The following is a 17,579-nucleotide window of genomic DNA, read 5'->3' as shown; positions in this document are numbered from 1 at the left end:
TTTCTTTTGCTTAAATCAAATGACTTTCGCGTTTGACAAACATTTCTTGGCCTAATTTGACCAATTCTTCAATCAAGTCAGAATAAGGCAACCCCATATTTTCCCAGAGAAGAGGGTACATGGACCACTGGGTGAAGCCTGGCATGGTATTGAGCTCATTGAGGTAAATCTGACCATCTGCTGTATAGAAGAAATCACAGCGGGCTAATCCGCATCCGCCCAAAGCCCGAAAGGCTTGACCTGCATAGGTTCGCATCTGCTCCATCACAGCTTCCTCAATCTTGGCAGGAATATCCATGATGATGCGATTATCGATATACTTGGCTTGATAATCGTAGAACTCGACATCCTTGACCACTTCACCAGGCAACGTTGTTTTGACATCCTGATTACCCAGGATTCCGACTTCGATTTCACGGGCGACCACACCCTGCTCTATCAAGATGCGGCTGTCATACTGGAGGGCTAGCTCAATGGCCTTGCGTAGTTGCTCATCATTTTCTGCCTTGGAGATTCCGACAGATGAACCCATATTGGCCGGCTTAACAAAGACTGGATAGGTCAACTTGGCAGCTGTTTCTGCGATTTTTTCCTCCAAATCCTCACCCTCGATATAGACGGTATAGGCAACTTGAGGGACACCAGCGGATTCCAGCACGCGCTTGGTGGTGATTTTATCCATAGCCACTGCAGAAGCCAACACATTGGTCCCAACATAAGGCATCTTGAGGACTTCTAGAAAACCTTGGATGGAGCCATCTTCACCCATTGGACCATGCAGGACAGGGAAGACAACCGCATTTTCCTCGTAAATATCGCTGGGCTTGATTTGCTGGCTGGCTACCAAGGTCGCATTTGTCATCAACTTCTCATCTGCTCCAGGCTGGCTGGCAAATTCCTGGGTCTTGATAAAGTGACCTGCCTGGCTGATAAAGTAGGTTTTGACCAAAAATTTATCATAGTTGACCGCCCGCATCACACTTTCAGCTGATAGGACGGAGACCTCCCGCTCCGCAGACCGTCCGCCGTATAATAAAATCAACGTTTGTTTTGACATATTCTCTTTCCTTGTACTAAATTCTTGTCATGGATTATCATATCATAATTTGGAATAAGATTCAAAAAGGAATTCCATTACCGCAAATGAGTTGACAAAATAAAGTAGACAGTGTATACTTAAGATAGGAACAAGTAGACAGTGTATACTTGCTGGATTGTCCAAAATTAAACCCGGCTACGACACTTTGCAAAAAGATAAAGCCTTCCTAGATGCTGAAGCATCTTCGTCAATTTTCGTCGTAGATGTCTGGTTTCTCTTCGTCCTTGCGGACTGTGAGAAGCCTAGTCATCCTGACGTGGGTGCGTCAACGAAATCAAAGATTTCTGACTTACCACATATTTTGCTGTGTGTCACTTACGTCTTTGTATCTTGATGAAAGGAGGTAGTATGAAGCGAAATACAGCAGAGCTAAAAGAAAAGTTGATTCAAACTGGGATTGAAGAAATCAAAAAACACGGCATCGAACAGCTGTCCCTTAGAACAGTTGCAACAGCTTGTGGCGTTACTCATGGCAGCCCCTATAAGCATTTTGACAACAAGGATGGCTATTTGAAAGTTGTCTTGGCCAGGCTGACTCAACTCTTTTATGAAGATGTGACAAGGGATTTGGATGAGAGCCTTTCCGCTCGTCACCAATTGCTCCAAATGGGCCAAGCCTTTGTTCGCTTTGCCCAGACCAATCCCCATATCTTTGAAGCACTTTTTATTAAGTTTCCCTTCAAATACATGGATATCACCCCTGAAACCATTCTGACAAACGTTGATTTACCAGGTTTCAATCACTTTAAGAATCTGGTTGTCCTCTTGATTCAGGAAGAAAATCTAATAGGAAAGGAGATTGATGTTCTGATTCATCTATGGAGTTTTATTTTAGGACTGAGTATCCTATCCATGGGCCAAATCGGTGAGAATTTTTCACAAAGGACCATTCAGGAAACAATTGAAGGAATGTTAGAACGATACATCAAAGGAGGCCAATCATGAATATCTTAATCATCTACGCTCATCCCAACCACCAAAGTTTTAATGGTGCTATTCTCCAGCAAGTGAAGAATCATCTGAATTCCAAACACCAGGTTCGAATCTTGGACCTCTATGCAGAAAAATTTGATCCTCTCCTGCGCTTTGATGAAGAACATCTTCGCCGCGATTTGGACAAGGATCCTGAAATGGAAAAATACCGCCAACTCATTTCCTGGGCGGACCATCTTATTTGGATCTTCCCAATTTGGTGGGGCGGCATGCCTGCCATCCTCAAGGGCTTTATCGACCGTGTCTTTGCTTCCGGTTTTGCTTATTCCTACAAAGGAATGGGTATGCAGGGCCACCTGAATGGCAAAACTGCCTGGATTATTACCACGCATAATACCCCTGGTTTCTTTACAGCTTTCGTACAAGATTACGGAAAAGTATTAAAGAATCAAGTTCTGGGTATGTGCGGCATCAAACCATGTCAATTGACTTCACTGGCTTATCTAAGAGGAACAAGCTATGAAAAACGACAAAAAATGCTGGCAACTATTGCCCAACAAGCTCAGAAAATATAAAAAATTGAGGCCAGGCCTCAATTTTTTTGCTTATTTTTCAAGAGCATTTGTCACACCATTTTCAACAGCATTTTCTATGATGGGACTGCTGGTCTTAATGCCTACCATTGTGTTGATCAGTTGTTTGACATCTAAGCCAACAGAATCATTGAGACCTGATTGCACCTGGGTCATCGATTTGGTGATATCTTCCACCATCTTGGCAGAATTGCCCTCTCCGTACATGGTAATAGAATCAATCTTGGTCAGCGGTTCAGCAATGGCACGAGCCACATCTGGCAGGGCATTGAAGTACATTTCAAGCACAGCAGCCTGGTTCATCTTGGCCATGGCCTCGGCCTTTTTCTCCAAACCTTCGGCTTCGGCTAATAGTTTGGCAGCAATAGCTGCTGCTTCTGCTTCCCCTTTGGCACGGATCCCTTCTGCCTCCGCCAACATGGCTTCCTTATCGGCCTGGGCCTGTTGAGTCCGCTCATAGGCTTCGGCATCAACTTCTTTTTGGCGCTTGAAGAGGTCTGCCTGAGCCCTTTGTTCTTGGGCATAGCGTTCTGCATCAGCTTGGGCCTTGATTTCAGCTTCAAGGGCTTGACGGCGAACCTTAACTTCCTGTTCCTTTACCAGAGCCTCTTGCTCTTGTTTGACAATATTGGCTTCAGCTGTCTCACGCTCGATGTCTTTGCGCTGAATTTGTTGCTGGATAGAATAAGCTGCGTCCGCCTTAGCGGTTTCCGTATCTGCCTCAGCCTTGAGGGCTGCCTGGCGTTTAGCCAAATCATTTTGCTTTTGAGCAATCTCCAAATCTGCTGCAACCCGAGCATCGTTTGCCAACTTATCTGAAGCAGCTTGTTGTTCTGCAATTTCCTGTTGAGCCCGTGCTTTCGCCTTGGCTGCTTCTTTTCGGATTTGCTCGGTGTTATCAATCCCCAGGTTCTCGATTACACCTTTTTCATCAATCAGGCCCTGAATGTTAAAGGCAACAATTTCCAGACCCATTTCTTCCAGGTCCTTGGTGGCATTTTCCTGAACCTTTTCAGAGAAGGAGGCACGGTTGGTCACAATGGCTTCTAACTTCATCTGACCGATGATAGCCCGCAAGTGGCCTTCCAAGGTATCCCGGACCTCATCTGCGATTTCCTCCTGTTTCTTATACAAGAAGTTTCGTGTGGCAGATTTGAAGAGTTCTGGGCGGTCTGTCCCAATCTTGACCTTAACGGCTGCATCAACCTTGACATTGATGTAGTCATTTGTTGGAACAAAATCTGTCGTTTTAGCATCCACTGAAATCATCCCTGCGGTCATGGTATCGACACGTTCTAAAATAGGCATTTTCCAGCCTGTCTTACCTTGAATGACTCGCTGACCACGAGGTCCCGAAATGACCTTGATTTCTCCTGGTGAAGCCGATACAAAACCAGCAAAGAAAATCACCAAAATAAAAATCACAAGAGCAACTACTAAAATAAGTGGAAATAATGAGAAGTCCATCATTCTAATTCCTTTCAAAAGATATACTAAATTGATTATACCATATTCAAGATTTAATGAACATAAAAAATCAATACTGTCTGGCAGTATTGATTATAATTCTGTCCGATTTTCAATAGCCCGAAGGAGGGTTACTTCGTCGGCATACTCGATGTCGGCTCCAACGGCCAAGCCACGGGCCAATCGGGTCACCTTAATCCCTGCTGGTTTGAGGACACGGGAGATGTACATGGATGTGGCCTCCCCGTCTGCTGTTGCATTAGTCGCCACGATGACCTCGCTGACCTCATTATCCATGAGGCGGGTCAGGAGGCTCTTCAGATTGATATCGTCAGGGCCAATGCCATTCATGGGAGAAATGAGTCCATGCAAAACATGGTAGAGTCCATGGTATTCTTGGATATTCTCCATAGCAGAGACATCCCGACTGTCCTCTACGATGAGGATGGTGGACTGGTCCCTCGTTTCATCTTGGCAGATAGCACAAGGATCTTGGTCAGTCAGATTGCCACAGATGGAACAGTAGGACAGTTCCCGCTTGGCTGCTAGTAGATTTTTGGCAAATTCATTGACCACCTCATCCTCCATACCAATGGTATAGAAGGCCAGACGAGTTGCCGTTTTGACCCCGATACCGGGTAATTTGGAATAGGATTCAATCAATTTTGCAATTGGACTTGGGTATAACATAGTTTTCCTTAATTCATGGGATAGAGTGAGTTGTAGAGATTGACGATGTCCGTCATGATGGCTTGACTGGTTTTTGACTGCAAATCGGTCAAATTAGGCAGGACCACTGCAACAGCAATCTTGGGATTATTGCTTGGTGCATAGGCCACAATATTGGTATTGACCGCACTTTCAACCTGTCCATCATTCTTTGTAACAAAGGTTTCGGCTGTACCTGTTTTGGCACTGATAGGCACACTGGAATTGGCCATGGAGGTACCGGTTGAAAAACCGCTGGCTCCATGGACGACTTGATAGAAACCTTCTTGGACGATAGCCATATTTTCAGGAGAAATATTGACCTGGTTTAGATTTTTTCCTGTCACTTCTTCCAGCCTATCTCCCAAGCTGCCATCCTCATTATTGCCATAGATTCCTTCGACCAGATGCGGAGCAATCCGAGTACCACCATTGGCTACTGTCGCAGCATATTGACCCATCTGAAGCGGGGTATAGTTGTCAAACTGGCCAAAGGCATTGGTCAGGTAGTTGCTGATGGTGTACTCTTCTGGAATGTAGCCTGTCGACTCCAGGGGCAAATCAATGCCTGTCGGTACACCGAGTCCGTATTCACCAAAGATTGTGCGAAGCTGCTTCATGGCGGTCTCCAGTTGATCCGTTTGGCTTAAGACCATATTTGGTGCGTAGGGTTGACCCAGCATATTGAGAGCGATTTGTACCATATATGTATTGGAGGAATACTGAAGGGCTTCCACTGCTGTGATAGCGCGATTGCCATAAGTTGTAAACCAAGAAGTGATCGGCGCAGAACCTGCAAACTGAATGGGCTGGTCTGTCAAGGTTTGGTTCCCTTGGATAACTCCTGATTCCCAACCTGCAGTTAGGGTCGCCCCCTTGACAATAGACCCTGGAACAAAGGTGTCTGTAATGGTTCCCAAGGCATTTTCCTGAAGATTTTGGGTTCCTTTTTCATGCTTATAACCAGCCATGGCCAAAATAGCCCCTGTATGCGGATCGAGGACCACCGCATAAACGCCATCCGAATAAAGGGCACTTCCATTGGCTAGCTCGCTTTCAAAATGTCGTTTTAAAATCCCATTGACCTGGTCTTGGAAGTTAAGGTCAATCGTCAACTTGATATTGTTGCCCTTACTTCCTTCTTGAGTTGTTGTTATTTTTTCAACATTTCCATGACGGTCCAGACTGATTTCCCTAATTTCACGCTGACCTTGCAAAATATCCTCATATTGCTTTTCCAGATAAGCCGTTCCGACCCGGTCATTCAGGGAATAACCCTTGGCTAAATAAGCATCGGCTTCCTCCTCAGGAATCCCCGCCTGCTCGGATGTCACTGTACCAATGATAGAAGCCAGTGAGGTGGGCAGGACCACGCGGTTCCAGTTGCTGCTAGTTGAAATCCCTGGCAGATTTTTTTCGTTGGCCGCAATCAAAGCAATCTGTTGAGCTGACAGAGGCTCCGTGACTAGATTGACCGTTTCAAAATAAGCGGCACTGTTCATCTGGCTGAACAGCTCTGCAGCTTTCTCATCTTCCTGAGAAAAAACTAACTGATCATCAGATAGGCTGGCCACAGCATTGGCATAAATCTTGCTTTCAGATAGTAAGTTCCCATCTGTATCATAACGCTTTTCTTTGGGTAGTGATTTGACAACCTGGCTGTAGACATCGCTATCTGCCAAGTAGTAATCTGCCTTATCTCGTTTGGACAGGCTGACATCCGACACATTGACATATTGGAGCAGGGTTTGGGCAATGGCCTTAATTTCACCTGCTGTGATACGGTTGCTTCGGGTAAAGGAAACGACCTGGATCACTTGATTCTCTACTAGGGATTGTCCCTTAGCATCGTAAATCTCTCCACGTACAGAGCTGATTTTAATGGTTTTTTGACTGGCAGTCGCTAGTTTATTTGTGTAAAACTCCCTGTTCATAATCTGCATATAGGCCAGACGAGCTAACAAAACAGACAGAAGCAAAATTACAATGGAGAATAAAACATTGAGCCGACGCGGAATAAAATTGTCTTCTCGACCCACACGCGAAGGCGAATTGGTTTTCTTCGTCATTTTCACAACCTCATTCTAGAAAATTTCCTATCTATTATATCACAGATACTCGCTTTTCTCCCGATTGGAGGGTAGGAAAATCCAGCTATACCGTTTGAGACAAAAAAGCACATCCTGAATCGCTCCAAGATGTACTTGCTCCTAAATCTCTGTCAGCTGGGTGGCCGAATCTGGCGAAGTATCATAAATCTGAAAATCGACACCTACTCCCAAATCAGCCTGAGCCAGTTCATTGACCATGGTCATGTGGGCTAGCTCCTTGATATTATTTTCCTTGGACAGATGCCCCAGATAAATCCGCTTTGTCCGATTGCCCAAGGTCCGAATCATGGCATCCGCTCCATCTTCATTGCACAAGTGGCCCTTATCAGATAATATCCGCTGCTTGAGGTTCCAGGAATAGGAACCTGCCCGCAGAATTTCGATATCGTGATTAGACTCAATCAAATAGGCATCCGCATTTTCCACAATGCCTGCCAAGCGGTCACTGACATAACCTGTATCCGTCAGCATGACAAAACTCTTGTCATCCTTCATGAAGCGGTAAAATTGCGGATCAGCCGCATCATGGCTAACACCAAAAGACTCAATATCTAAATCTCCAAAGGTCAATACTTTGCCCCGCTCAAAGATATGTTTTTGCGCTACATCAATCTTTCCAAGCTTCGCATCCATAGCCTGCCAGGTAGCCTCATTGGCATAGATATCCAAATGATACTTACGGGCCAAAACACCGATACCATGGATATGATCACTGTGTTCATGGGTCACAAAAATAGCATCCAAGTCTTCTGGTTTTCGGTCAATTTCCGCTAAAAGACTGGTTATTTTTTTGCCAGAAAGGCCAGCATCCACCAAGATTTTTTTCTTTTCGGTCTCCAGATAGAAAGAATTACCACTGGAGCCCGATGCTAATATACTGTATTGAAATCCTCTTCCCATTTGCTCCTATTCTTCCTCTGTTTCCTCTTCCCAATCATCCACCGTTACATCCTTGGCATATGGTAGAACAATGGTGAAGGTAGATCCATGTCCATATTCACTCTTGGCCCAAATAAAGCCATTGTGCTGCTTGACAATCTCCTTGGCGATGGCCAGACCCAAGCCTGTGCCACCTTGGGCACGGGAGCGAGCCTTGTCCACTCGATAAAAACGGTCAAAAATCTTAGGCAGATCTTCTTTTGGAATCCCAAGACCCTCGTCTGAAATAGAAACTATGAGCTGGGTTTCCGTTGTCTTCATACTGAAGGTAATCTTGCCGCCATCTGGCGAATACTTGATGGCATTGTTGAGGATGTTGTCTAAGACCTGGGTCATCTTATCTGTATCAATTTCCACCCAAACTGGTGTAATCTTGTAGTCGCGCACAATTTCATATTCCTTGTCCATATTTTGACTCTTCATCTGGTCAAAACGGTTGAGGATAAAGGTGACAAAGGCTGTGAAATTAATCAGCTCAAACTCCATGGTCTTGATCTGATTGTCGATTCGAGACAGACTGAGCAGGTCAGAAATCATCCGCATCATGCGGTTGGTCTCATCCAGGGAAACTTTGACAAAACTTGGCGCAACAGACTCTGTTAAGGCCCCCTCATCCAAGGCTTCCAAATAGGATTTGACCGATGTCAAAGGTGTCCTTAGTTCATGGCTGACATTGGATACAAAGAGGCGGCGTTCCCGCTCTTCCTTGGCCTGTTCGGTCATATCATGGAGGACGACTACCAGACCTGAAATCAGGCCGCTTTCGCTCCGAATGGTTGCGAAATTTGCCCTGAGATGAGAGTATTCCCCGTTAGCATCTGCATGGTCGATGACCACCTCAGGTGTCTGGGCCAAGAGTTCACGAAAACTATACTGGTCTCGTATGTCTAGCAAGTCCAACAAGTTTTCCTGTTCTGCAGATTTGGCTGAAATATTCAGTTGCTTTTGGGCCATATCATTAATCATAATAACTCGCCCCATCCGATCTGTTGCAATCACCCCATCGCTCATATAAGAGAGAATGGAGGACAATCTGGTCTTTTCTTGCTCCAAATTGTCATGGGTCAGGCGGATAACTTCCGATAAATCGTTGAGGGAATTGGTCATGTCTGTGATTTCAGGACTGCCCCGCATATCCAGAACATCGGAATAATCTCCAGCAATCAATTCCTTGACCTTTTGATTGAGAATCCTAATCTGCTTGTTGTCTCGGTGATTTTCGAGGACCATAAAAGCCAAAGCAACGACAAAGCCGATGATAATGACCACAAACCAGAACTCAGCTGTTGTCAGTAAATAACGTAATTGATTAATCATTTGCTTTTATATAATACCCGACACCACGTCTGGTCAGAATGTATTCTGGCCGGCTTGGGATGTCTTCAATCTTCTCACGCAGGCGGCGGATGGTCACATCAACAGTCCGAACATCACCAAAGTAATCATAACCCCAAACCGTTTCCAAAAGGTGGTCACGGGTCATAACTTGGCCCAAATGGTTGGCCAAATGATGGAGCAGTTCGAATTCACGATGGGTCAAATCCAATTCCTTACCGTGCTTTTTGGCGACGAAGGCATCTGGCAAAATAACCAAATCACCAATCACCATTTCTTTCCCGCCCGGTACTTCAATATCCACCTGAGTTTCAGAGAGTTCACTGCGGCGCAGGAGAGCCTTAACACGAGCCTGCAATTCACGATTAGAGAAGGGTTTGGTAACATAGTCATCCGCACCGATTTCAAGTCCGATAACCTTATCAAACTCGCTATCCTTGGCCGAAAGCATCAGAATCGGAACATTGCTGGTTTTGCGGATATTGCGGGCTACTTCCAGGCCGTCAATCTCTGGCAGCATCCAGTCTAAGATGACAATATCTGGCATTTCTGCTTCAAAAACTTCCAAGGCTTCACGGCCGTCAAAGGCTGTTACGACCTCATATCCTTCGCGGGTCATATTGAACTTGATAATATCTGAGATTGGTTTTTCATCATCTACGATAAGAATTTTTTTCATGGGTGTCTCTTCCTTTGTTTTTCTTGAAGCTATTATACCAAATCTCCTAGGTTTTTTCATGCTTGAGATATGCATGGTCCAGATGTCACACTAAATTCTTTAAAATAGTCCGTATTCTCTTTCATTTTTCGCGTATTTTTCATATAATAAGCATGAAGCAATTTGCATCGGGAGGGGCTATGAAATACAGCAAACATTGGAAACTAGAAGTCTTTATCACCGCCGTTTCATTTATTTTGATTCCGCTTATTTATCTCTTATTTTCACCCTTTTTTGGGCAGATTTTATTTGTGCCCCTGATCTTTGGGATTTTACCTATCATTCTCATCAAGCGCTACCACTACCTTTTTTATTATCCGCTTGGAGTCAGCCTGGTCTATACACTCTTTTTACTGACCTTTTCTTGGTCTTGGCCACCTGATTTGAGTATCATCCCTTTTGCCTTTGGGTCTATTCTCATCCCGACCTTGATTGGTTATGCAATTGGCTTTTTCCACCTCAAGTATGGCAATCCTGACCACAAATGGCTGATGCCGATCCACTGTTTGACTAGTTTTGTCATTGTATATGTGGTCACTGCTCGAACCATCTATTTCTATTCTGGAAGTTCTCTGGCCCACCTCGTCACCTATCTTCTCTTACCGCTGATTTTCATGGGCTCTCAGGCCTTGATTAGCTACCTCTATCCTAGCAATCGCTTGAGCCCTCTCGCAACAGCCCTTATTTTCCAGCTAATCAATGGCTTTGCTGGACATGGCTATCTCAGTCTCGCAACCCTCCTCTATCTTGCTCTGGCCTATGTCGCCTTGTATGTTGTAGTCGTAAAAATCAAGAAACAGAAGCTCATTTGAACTTCTGTTTCTTATTTTTTGGGTTTATTTTTTTCGAAAAAAGGACTTTCGGATTTTCTCCAGTTCATTTTTTATCCTGCGAAATCCATTACCTAGCCAGTTTTCACTAGAATCATGAGTCCGAATTTGCCGCTTGAAATTTTGTTCTGCACGCTTGACCCACTTGAACCGACTCTGACCTTCCTTGGCATAGAGACCGGATTGGTTAAAGTAACTGGCATCATAGTCTCTAGCCACCTTTCTGCCAAGTTTCTTTTTAATGTATTTTGGACTATGAAAAGATTTGGTCAGCCTTTGGCGAAAGGCTGGATCATGTACCCTAACAGGTCTCACATCCAGCGACCAATGGCGGCTACGGCGACCATAGTTAAAACTGGCCCCATTGACAATACCGGCCTCTGTCACCTCTTCCGCATCCAATTCATTGAGAAAATGTCCGTCACTTGACAGGATAAATTCCGTATGAAAGTGATTCATCAACACCTTGATATTGAAAGATTCTTTGTCACCTGGATAGCGAATTTCTCCTTCGGAAAGGGCGATTTTATTGTGCAAGCGGGCAGAAACATTGAGTGAGTAGGAAAAGAGACGTCTACTCCGTAGATAGACTGCCAGAGCTTGGGCATCTGTCATACCTGTTTTTTTATAGTGCTTCCGAACATACTGGGCCTGCTGACTGGAAATAACATAGCGAAACTGGTGGATCTTCTTCTCCAAGCTACCTAGCTGACTCAAGTCCTCTTTGGGAAAAGCTAGACTAACCAGCTGGGCCAATTCCCGCCAAAAAACATGATGGGGTGTCAAATCCATAGCAAATCGCGATACCAACCACTGGTTTTCCTCTAAAGTTCCAGACAGTTCATCAGGCATATGAGCGATTTTCATCAAGTCGGATAAGATTTGCCTGCTCTTTTCCCTATTTAAGCTTCTTCTGGCTTGTGTCCAAAATCTCCAGAAATCTTTATCACCAATTCTCATAAGCTTAGTATAGCACCAAAAGTCTTAAAAGGAAAATATCAATGTGTAGCAATCTCTCCCCCATTTTTTCCAAGAGAAAATAGTTTCTCCTGATTGAATTAGAATAGTCACAAATTTTTATTGAATATTCAGACAATTTGACATTTTTTAATTTTTCCTGTATACTAGCTTGTAAATGTTACAATTTATGACATCATCGAATGAAAAAGGAGAATGTTATGGCTTTGGTTGAATTTAATGGAGTGAATAAATATTATGGAGACTATCACGCCCTGCGTGACATCAATCTATCCCTGGAGGCCGGCCAAGTTGTCGTTCTTTTAGGACCTTCTGGTTCTGGTAAGTCAACGCTTATCCGAACCATCAATGCCCTCGAAAGTATAGACAGCGGAAGTCTGGTAGTCAATGGCCACCATGTGGAAAGTGCCAGCAATAAGGACTTAGTCGAACTTCGCAAGGAGGTTGGCATGGTCTTTCAGCACTTCAACCTCTATCCTCATAAAACGGTATTGGAGAATATCACTCTAGCACCAATGAAAGTCCTCGGTCTTTCCAAGCAGGAAGCGGAAAAACGGGCTAAGAAATACCTATCCTATGTTAACATGTGGGACCGGAAAGACTCTTTCCCTGCCATGCTTTCAGGCGGTCAAAAACAGCGGATTGCCATTGCCCGTGGCCTGGCCATGAAACCAGAACTGCTCCTCTTTGATGAGCCAACCTCAGCCCTTGACCCAGAAACCATCGGTGATGTACTGACCGTTATGAAAAAACTGGCCAAACGGGGGATGAACATGATTGTCGTAACCCACGAGATGGGCTTTGCCCGCGAAGTGGCGGACCGCATCGTCTTTATGGCTGAGGGGCAAATTTTGGTGGATACCACCGATGTCAATGGATTTTTTGACAATCCATCTGAACCGCGCGCCCAACAATTCCTCAGCAAGATTCTCAACCATACCAGCGAACTTGTTTCAGAAACAGATGACCTGGCTGATGAAGACTAGGAGGTGCCTATGCAATTGAAAAGAATCATTCCACTTCTGCTCTTGCCTGTGCTCGCTATCTTACTAATGTTGCCATTTTTCGGGCAAATCAGCGCCCTTACAAATAGCACGTCCGATGCCCAGTTGGAAGCAGGAGTCCAGGAGATTGTAGACCGTGGTGTACTGCGGGTCGGAGTCAAGCAGGACCTGCCAAACTTCGGCTACCGGGATCCAAAAAGTAATAAATACACGGGGATGGAAGTTGAAATCGCCAAAAAAGTAGCTGCTGAGCTGGGGGTTGATATCGAATTTACCCCTGTAACAGCTCAGACACGTGGAGCTCTTTTGGACAACGGTCAGCTGGACATGGTCATCGCCACCTTTACCATCACCGAAGAGCGAAAAGAGCTCTACAACTTTACCACCCCTTACTATACAGATGCAGTCGGCTTCCTGGTCCGAAAGGACAGTAATATTCAGTCATCATGGGAAGCCCTCGATGGCCTGACCATCGGCGTGACCCAAGGCTCTATCCAATGGGGATTACTGGAAGAAATCGCTGCTGAAAAAGGGATTGAATTAAACTTCCGTGAGCTAGGTTCCAATTCCGAGGTGGTTGTTGCCCTCGCTGCCCACCGTGTTGATGCCTTCTCCATTGACCAATCCATTCTTTCTGCCTTTTTAGGCAAAACCAATGAACTCTTAGACCTCCAGTATCAACCATCTGAATACGGGATTGTGACCAAGAAATCCAATACCGATTTGGCCACTTACTTGGATGGCTTGGTTCAGGACTGGACAGAAGATGGGACTCTTCAAGCCATCTATGATGACTTTGGTCTCAAACCTGTCACAGAAATTGATGAATAGAAAGGAGCTACTATGGATTTTACACAAGTATTTAATGCTGATCTCTGGGCCTCTTTCTTTCAAGACTGGGACCAATTTGCCCAAGGCTTTCTCTTCAGTCTCCTGATTTCTATCGGAGCCCTCCTGACAGCCTTATTCCTCGGTGTGATTTTTGGCGCCATGTCTACAACAAAGAGTAAGGTATTGCGTTTCCTCTCCAGAGTGTACGTAGAATTTTACCAAAACACCCCTCTCTTGGTGCAATTCGTCATCATCTACTACGGTTTGCCCTTGATTTCCAACTTTGTCCTTATGCCATCTATTTACTGGACTGCCGTCATCTGTGTGGGACTCTACCACGGGGCCTATATCGCTGAAGTCATTCGGACAGGGATTGAGGCTGTGCCGGTCGGCCAGACTGAGGCAGCTCTCTCGCAAGGCTTTACCTATATTGAAACCATGCGGCTGATTATTTTACCGCAGGCTATCCGCACCATTTTGCCACCAATGGCCAATCAGGTGGTCAATCTCATCAAAAACACTTCCACAGTGGCCATCATTGGAGGGGTGGATATCATGTTCATGACCAAGCACTGGTCAGCTGTCCATTCCAACTACATCCCCCCATTTTTGACAGCAGCTATTCTCTACTTTATCCTCTGTTTCCCTCTGGCAACCTTTGCCCGTCGCTGGGAAGCCAAGAATAAAGAAGCCTACTAAGGAGGTCTCACATGATAAATGATATTTTAGAAGTCTTATCACCTACTAACCTGACCTTCTTGCTCAATGGTCTAGGACTTACCCTCTACCTATCTGCCATTATCATCGTCTTGTCCACCCTTTTGGGAACCATTTTGGCCGTAATGCGAAATGGCAAAAATGCTCCCCTGCGCTGGATTGCCTCCATTTACATCGAGTTTGTCCGCAATGTGCCCAACTTGCTCTGGATTTTCACCATTTTCCTAGTCTTCCAGCTCAAGTCCACCCAAGCAGGATTGACAGCCTTTACCGTCTTTACCTCGGCAGCCCTAGCTGAAATTATCCGCGGCGGTCTCAATTCGATTGACACTGGGCAAACTGAGGCGGGACTTTCTCAGGGATTTACCCAGTTTCAGATTTTGATCTATATCATCCTACCCCAGGCCATCCGTAAGATGCTGCCGTCTATCATTTCCCAATTCGTAACGGTTATCAAGGATACCAGTCTCCTCTACTCTGTTATCGCCCTCCAAGAACTCTTTGGCGCCAGCCAAATTCTCATGGGACGAAACTTCGAGACGACTGCTGTCTTCACCCTTTACGTAGTCATTGCCCTCGTATACTTTGCCATCAACTTCACCATCTCCAGCTTTTCCCGCTATTTGGCCAAGTCTTGGGCAAGCAGTATGGAGTGATTTATACCAAAAAAGACCTAAAGTCAGCTTTCTCAGCCTAGCTTTAGGTCTTTTTAGGTGCGGTTAGCCTCAATGTGGATATCACGATTTTTTTGACTATCAAAATCCAAGCTGCAAAAATGAGGTGTTATCGGTAAAACACTAGTCTTAGAAAGGGATACAGGTGAAATATCGGAAGAATTACTGGATCCTTTCATCCAAGAAGGATGGACTGCAGAATTTCCAGAAGCTGCAGTCTGCATCCTCGATTTTTTCAGGATTGGTCAATTTTTCGCTCCATTTCTTGAAGCTATTGACTATCCTCAACATAAAGGAGGAAGCCCTGCCTAGGCACAAGTTCTGCATAAATAGAGCGATTTTGGTTTTTATAGGCCCACTCCTGATATTTACCACCCTGGCATATTTGAGCCAGAAATTATCCTTCTACTTGTTTTTCCAGTTACAGCTCCACTCAGCCATCCTTGGATATGGTTTAAAAAATGAAGCAAAATTAGATCGAATATTTCCTGATTACAAATTGAAAGGCTCCCACTTCGAAGGGGAGCCTTTCTAAATTCGTCTATTTTTCTTCTGCCGGTCTTGATTTTCTGGCAATATCAGCGAGGATATTGGCCGTAAATTCTTCCAAGTTTTCGGTATGGGTTTCCTTGCTGCCGTAGCGGCGGACGTTGACTGACTTGGATTCCATTTCCTTGTCACCAACGATGAGTTGGTAAGGGATTTTTTGGGTTTGGCTGGCCCGAATCTTGTACTGCATCTTTTCGTTGCGCTCGTCCACATCAGCACGGATGCCCTTGTCTTTGAGGGCTTTGGCCACTTCCCAAGCATAGTCAACATGGGCTTCGTTGGAAATCGGGATGACCGTTACTTGATGAGGCGCCAACCAAGTCGGGAAGGCACCCTTGTAATTTTCAATCAGGATGGCAGTGAAGCGTTCCATGGTAGAGATAACACCACGGTGAATCATGACCGGACGGTGCTCCTCACCATCTGCGCCGACATAAGACAGGTCAAAGCGCTCTGGCAAGAGGAAGTCCAGCTGGATGGTCGAGAGAGTTTCTTCGTTACCAAGGGCAGTCTTGACCTGAATGTCCAGTTTTGGTCCGTAAAAGGCAGCTTCTCCTTCGGCTTCAAAATAGTCCACACCCATTTCATCCAGAGCTGCTTTCAACATGCTTTGGGCATTTTCCCACATCTCGTCGTTGTCGTAGTATTTTTCCTTGTCTTCAGGGTCGCGATATGACAGACGGAAACGATAGTCTGTCAGGTTGAAATCCTCATAGACATCGATGATGAGCTGGAGGGCTTTTTGGAATTCTTCCTGAATCTGCTCTGGCATGACAAAGAGATGACCATCGTTAAGCGACATTTCACGCACGCGCTGGAGGCCTGAGAGGGCACCTGATTTTTCATAGCGGTGCATCATGCCGATTTCTGCGATACGGATAGGCAGCTCACGGTAGGAATGCACATGGTGCTTGTAGACCTGGATATGGTGCGGGCAGTTCATTGGACGAAGGACAAATTCCTCTCCATCCCCCATATCCATGACCGGAAACATGTCTTCTTGATAATGCTCCCAGTGACCTGAGGTTTTGTAGAGTTCCACAGATGCCATCGGCGGTGTATAGACATGGAGGTAGCCAGATGCCAGCTCCTTGTCGACAATGTAGCGTTCCAACTCCCGACGGATGGTGGCCCCATTTGGCAGCCAGAAAGGCAGACCCTGCCCCACTTCTTGGGAAATCATGAAGAGATCCAGCTCTTTTCCGAGTTTGCGGTGATCCCGTTCTTTGGCTTCCTCCCGCATCTGGATATAGTTCTTGAGGTCTTTTTTGTCAAACCAGGCCGTACCGTAAATCCGCTGCATCATGGGATTTTCGCTCTTGCCCCGCCAGTAGGCACCAGCCACATTCAGCAGCTGGAAGACCTGGATGCGGCCTGTCGAAGGCACATGAGGGCCACGACAGAGGTCCACATACTCCCCTTGCGTATAGATGGTCAAGCCGCCTTCATCATCCGAATGCTCCTGAATCAGCTCCAGTTTATAAGGGTCGTCCTTGAAGATTTCCAGGGCTTCTTCCTTGGTCACCTCGCGGCGCTCAGATGGGAAGTTTTCCTTGACAATCTTTCTCATCTCCTCTTCAATCTTGGCCAAATCTTCATTGGAAATCTGACCAGCCGCATTGTCTGTGTCGTAGTAAAAACCATCCTGAATCGCAGGACCAACCCCCAGTTTAATATCTGGGAAATGGCGTTTGGCTGCTTGGGCAAAGAGGTGGGCAGCCGAATGACGCAGAATGTCAAGCGCATCCTCGTGGTCAGGGGTCACGATTTCAAGGGAACCATCTTCTGTGATGGCCCTCGTAGTGTCAATCAACTTACCGTTGAACTTACCAGCAAGGGCTTTTTTAGCCAGTGAGTTGCTGATGGATTGGGCAATGTCAAAGGTTGTGCTGCCGGATGCGTACTCACGTACAGCACCATCTGGGAAAGTAATGTTTATCATGGTTATCTCCTTATTATTTATTTTTAATCTTATTTTTAATCCCCAATAACTCTTCTTTTTGAGCTAAAAAGGTTTCCATTTCTTCTTGGATATCAACATCCAGGCGGTCAGCCAATTCGATTAGCCACCAGATATTTTCAGCCAGTTTCTG

Annotated in this window: 16 protein-coding genes; 7 read left to right on the top strand and 9 right to left on the bottom strand. The window is 45.5% G+C overall.

The window, feature by feature from the left end:
* Window positions 1–10 precede the first annotated feature (10 nt).
* Entirely contained in the window at window positions 11–1,057 is a 1,047-nt protein-coding gene (locus ACEYCN_RS01250) for a D-alanine--D-alanine ligase (protein ID WP_373712493.1), read from the bottom strand.
* 390 nt (window positions 1,058–1,447) lie between these two features.
* Here ACEYCN_RS01250 and ACEYCN_RS01245 point away from each other — a divergent pair, with 390 nt between their 5' ends.
* Entirely contained in the window at window positions 1,448–2,044 is a 597-nt protein-coding gene (locus ACEYCN_RS01245; protein WP_373712492.1) for a TetR/AcrR family transcriptional regulator, read from the top strand.
* Complete coding sequence (locus ACEYCN_RS01240) at window positions 2,041–2,607, top strand: NAD(P)H-dependent oxidoreductase (protein ID WP_373712491.1); 567 nt, start codon at window positions 2,041–2,043, stop codon at window positions 2,605–2,607. Before ACEYCN_RS01245 ends, ACEYCN_RS01240 begins: the two co-directional genes overlap by 4 nt.
* 30 nt (window positions 2,608–2,637) lie before the next feature.
* On the opposite strand, the gene ACEYCN_RS01235 is transcribed toward ACEYCN_RS01240, so the two are convergent.
* The 6 genes from ACEYCN_RS01235 to yycF all read right to left on the bottom strand — a co-directional run bounded on the left by ACEYCN_RS01235 (window position 2,638) and on the right by yycF (window position 9,864).
* On the bottom strand, window positions 2,638–4,092 hold the full coding sequence (locus ACEYCN_RS01235; RefSeq protein ID WP_373712490.1) for a flotillin family protein: 1,455 nt from the start codon (window positions 4,090–4,092) through the stop codon (window positions 2,638–2,640).
* 93 nt (window positions 4,093–4,185) lie between these two features.
* Window positions 4,186–4,782, bottom strand: coding sequence for a recombination mediator RecR (gene recR, locus ACEYCN_RS01230; protein WP_373712489.1), 597 nt, complete (start codon window positions 4,780–4,782; stop codon window positions 4,186–4,188).
* Between the two features lie 8 nt (window positions 4,783–4,790).
* Window positions 4,791–6,869, bottom strand: a complete 2,079-nt coding sequence (gene pbp2b, locus ACEYCN_RS01225; RefSeq protein ID WP_373712488.1) for a penicillin-binding protein PBP2B — start codon at window positions 6,867–6,869, stop codon at window positions 4,791–4,793.
* Between the two features lie 141 nt (window positions 6,870–7,010).
* Window positions 7,011–7,811, bottom strand: a complete 801-nt coding sequence (locus ACEYCN_RS01220) for an MBL fold metallo-hydrolase (RefSeq protein WP_373712487.1) — start codon at window positions 7,809–7,811, stop codon at window positions 7,011–7,013.
* Window positions 7,812–7,817: 6 nt separating this feature from the next.
* On the bottom strand, window positions 7,818–9,167 hold the full coding sequence (gene vicK, locus ACEYCN_RS01215) for a cell wall metabolism sensor histidine kinase VicK (RefSeq protein ID WP_373712486.1): 1,350 nt from the start codon (window positions 9,165–9,167) through the stop codon (window positions 7,818–7,820).
* Entirely contained in the window at window positions 9,160–9,864 is a 705-nt protein-coding gene (gene yycF / locus ACEYCN_RS01210) for a response regulator YycF (RefSeq protein WP_373712485.1), read from the bottom strand. Before yycF ends, vicK begins: the two co-directional genes overlap by 8 nt.
* Window positions 9,865–10,043: 179 nt before the next feature.
* On the opposite strand from yycF, the gene ACEYCN_RS01205 reads away from it, so the two are divergent.
* A complete protein-coding gene (locus ACEYCN_RS01205; protein WP_373712484.1) occupies window positions 10,044–10,715 on the top strand; it encodes a hypothetical protein in 672 nt (223 codons plus the stop codon).
* A 24-nt stretch (window positions 10,716–10,739) separates the two neighbouring features.
* Here the strand turns inward: ACEYCN_RS01205 and ACEYCN_RS01200 are convergent, their stop codons facing one another.
* Window positions 10,740–11,693 (bottom strand): DUF3114 domain-containing protein, encoded by a 954-nt coding sequence (locus ACEYCN_RS01200; RefSeq protein ID WP_373712483.1) that lies wholly within the window; start codon window positions 11,691–11,693, stop codon window positions 10,740–10,742.
* Between the two features lie 218 nt (window positions 11,694–11,911).
* Here ACEYCN_RS01200 and ACEYCN_RS01195 point away from each other — a divergent pair, with 218 nt between their 5' ends.
* From ACEYCN_RS01195 to ACEYCN_RS01180, 4 genes are read left to right on the top strand one after another with little or no spacing between them, the layout of a single operon-like run.
* Entirely contained in the window at window positions 11,912–12,697 is a 786-nt protein-coding gene (locus ACEYCN_RS01195) for an amino acid ABC transporter ATP-binding protein (RefSeq protein WP_373712482.1), read from the top strand.
* A 9-nt stretch (window positions 12,698–12,706) separates the two neighbouring features.
* Window positions 12,707–13,546: a transporter substrate-binding domain-containing protein gene (locus ACEYCN_RS01190; RefSeq protein ID WP_373712481.1), complete on the top strand. Its 840-nt coding sequence runs from the start codon at window positions 12,707–12,709 to the stop codon at window positions 13,544–13,546.
* Between the two features lie 12 nt (window positions 13,547–13,558).
* Window positions 13,559–14,245: an amino acid ABC transporter permease gene (locus tag ACEYCN_RS01185; RefSeq protein WP_373712480.1), complete on the top strand. Its 687-nt coding sequence runs from the start codon at window positions 13,559–13,561 to the stop codon at window positions 14,243–14,245.
* Window positions 14,246–14,256: 11 nt separating this feature from the next.
* A complete protein-coding gene (locus ACEYCN_RS01180) occupies window positions 14,257–14,919 on the top strand; it encodes an amino acid ABC transporter permease (RefSeq protein WP_373712479.1) in 663 nt (220 codons plus the stop codon).
* Between the two features lie 559 nt (window positions 14,920–15,478).
* On the opposite strand, the gene thrS is transcribed toward ACEYCN_RS01180, so the two are convergent.
* Window positions 15,479–17,428, bottom strand: coding sequence for a threonine--tRNA ligase (thrS, locus tag ACEYCN_RS01175; protein ID WP_373712478.1), 1,950 nt, complete (start codon window positions 17,426–17,428; stop codon window positions 15,479–15,481).
* Window positions 17,429–17,579: the final 151 nt, after the last annotated feature.

It is taken from the genome of Streptococcus sp., assembly GCF_041802885.1.
Lineage (GTDB): Bacteria > Bacillota > Bacilli > Lactobacillales > Streptococcaceae > Streptococcus.
This window is presented reverse-complemented; position numbering and strand designations above follow the sequence as displayed.

What these genes read in the sequence shown, in the direction of transcription:
- thrS (WP_373712478.1), bottom strand. Translation starts at nt 17,428, where the DNA reads ATGATAAACATTACTTTCCCAGATGGTGCTGTACGTGAGTACGCATCC.
- ACEYCN_RS01240 (WP_373712491.1), top strand. Translation starts at nt 2,041, where the DNA reads ATGAATATCTTAATCATCTACGCTCATCCCAACCACCAAAGTTTTAAT.
- pbp2b (WP_373712488.1), bottom strand. Translation starts at nt 6,869, where the DNA reads ATGACGAAGAAAACCAATTCGCCTTCGCGTGTGGGTCGAGAAGACAAT.
- recR (WP_373712489.1), bottom strand. Translation starts at nt 4,782, where the DNA reads ATGTTATACCCAAGTCCAATTGCAAAATTGATTGAATCCTATTCCAAA.
- ACEYCN_RS01185 (WP_373712480.1), top strand. Translation starts at nt 13,559, where the DNA reads ATGGATTTTACACAAGTATTTAATGCTGATCTCTGGGCCTCTTTCTTT.
- yycF (WP_373712485.1), bottom strand. Translation starts at nt 9,864, where the DNA reads ATGAAAAAAATTCTTATCGTAGATGATGAAAAACCAATCTCAGATATT.
- ACEYCN_RS01220 (WP_373712487.1), bottom strand. Translation starts at nt 7,811, where the DNA reads ATGGGAAGAGGATTTCAATACAGTATATTAGCATCGGGCTCCAGTGGT.
- ACEYCN_RS01180 (WP_373712479.1), top strand. Translation starts at nt 14,257, where the DNA reads ATGATAAATGATATTTTAGAAGTCTTATCACCTACTAACCTGACCTTC.
- ACEYCN_RS01250 (WP_373712493.1), bottom strand. Translation starts at nt 1,057, where the DNA reads ATGTCAAAACAAACGTTGATTTTATTATACGGCGGACGGTCTGCGGAG.
- ACEYCN_RS01235 (WP_373712490.1), bottom strand. Translation starts at nt 4,092, where the DNA reads ATGGACTTCTCATTATTTCCACTTATTTTAGTAGTTGCTCTTGTGATT.
- ACEYCN_RS01200 (WP_373712483.1), bottom strand. Translation starts at nt 11,693, where the DNA reads ATGAGAATTGGTGATAAAGATTTCTGGAGATTTTGGACACAAGCCAGA.
- ACEYCN_RS01190 (WP_373712481.1), top strand. Translation starts at nt 12,707, where the DNA reads ATGCAATTGAAAAGAATCATTCCACTTCTGCTCTTGCCTGTGCTCGCT.
- ACEYCN_RS01245 (WP_373712492.1), top strand. Translation starts at nt 1,448, where the DNA reads ATGAAGCGAAATACAGCAGAGCTAAAAGAAAAGTTGATTCAAACTGGG.
- ACEYCN_RS01195 (WP_373712482.1), top strand. Translation starts at nt 11,912, where the DNA reads ATGGCTTTGGTTGAATTTAATGGAGTGAATAAATATTATGGAGACTAT.
- ACEYCN_RS01205 (WP_373712484.1), top strand. Translation starts at nt 10,044, where the DNA reads ATGAAATACAGCAAACATTGGAAACTAGAAGTCTTTATCACCGCCGTT.
- vicK (WP_373712486.1), bottom strand. Translation starts at nt 9,167, where the DNA reads ATGATTAATCAATTACGTTATTTACTGACAACAGCTGAGTTCTGGTTT.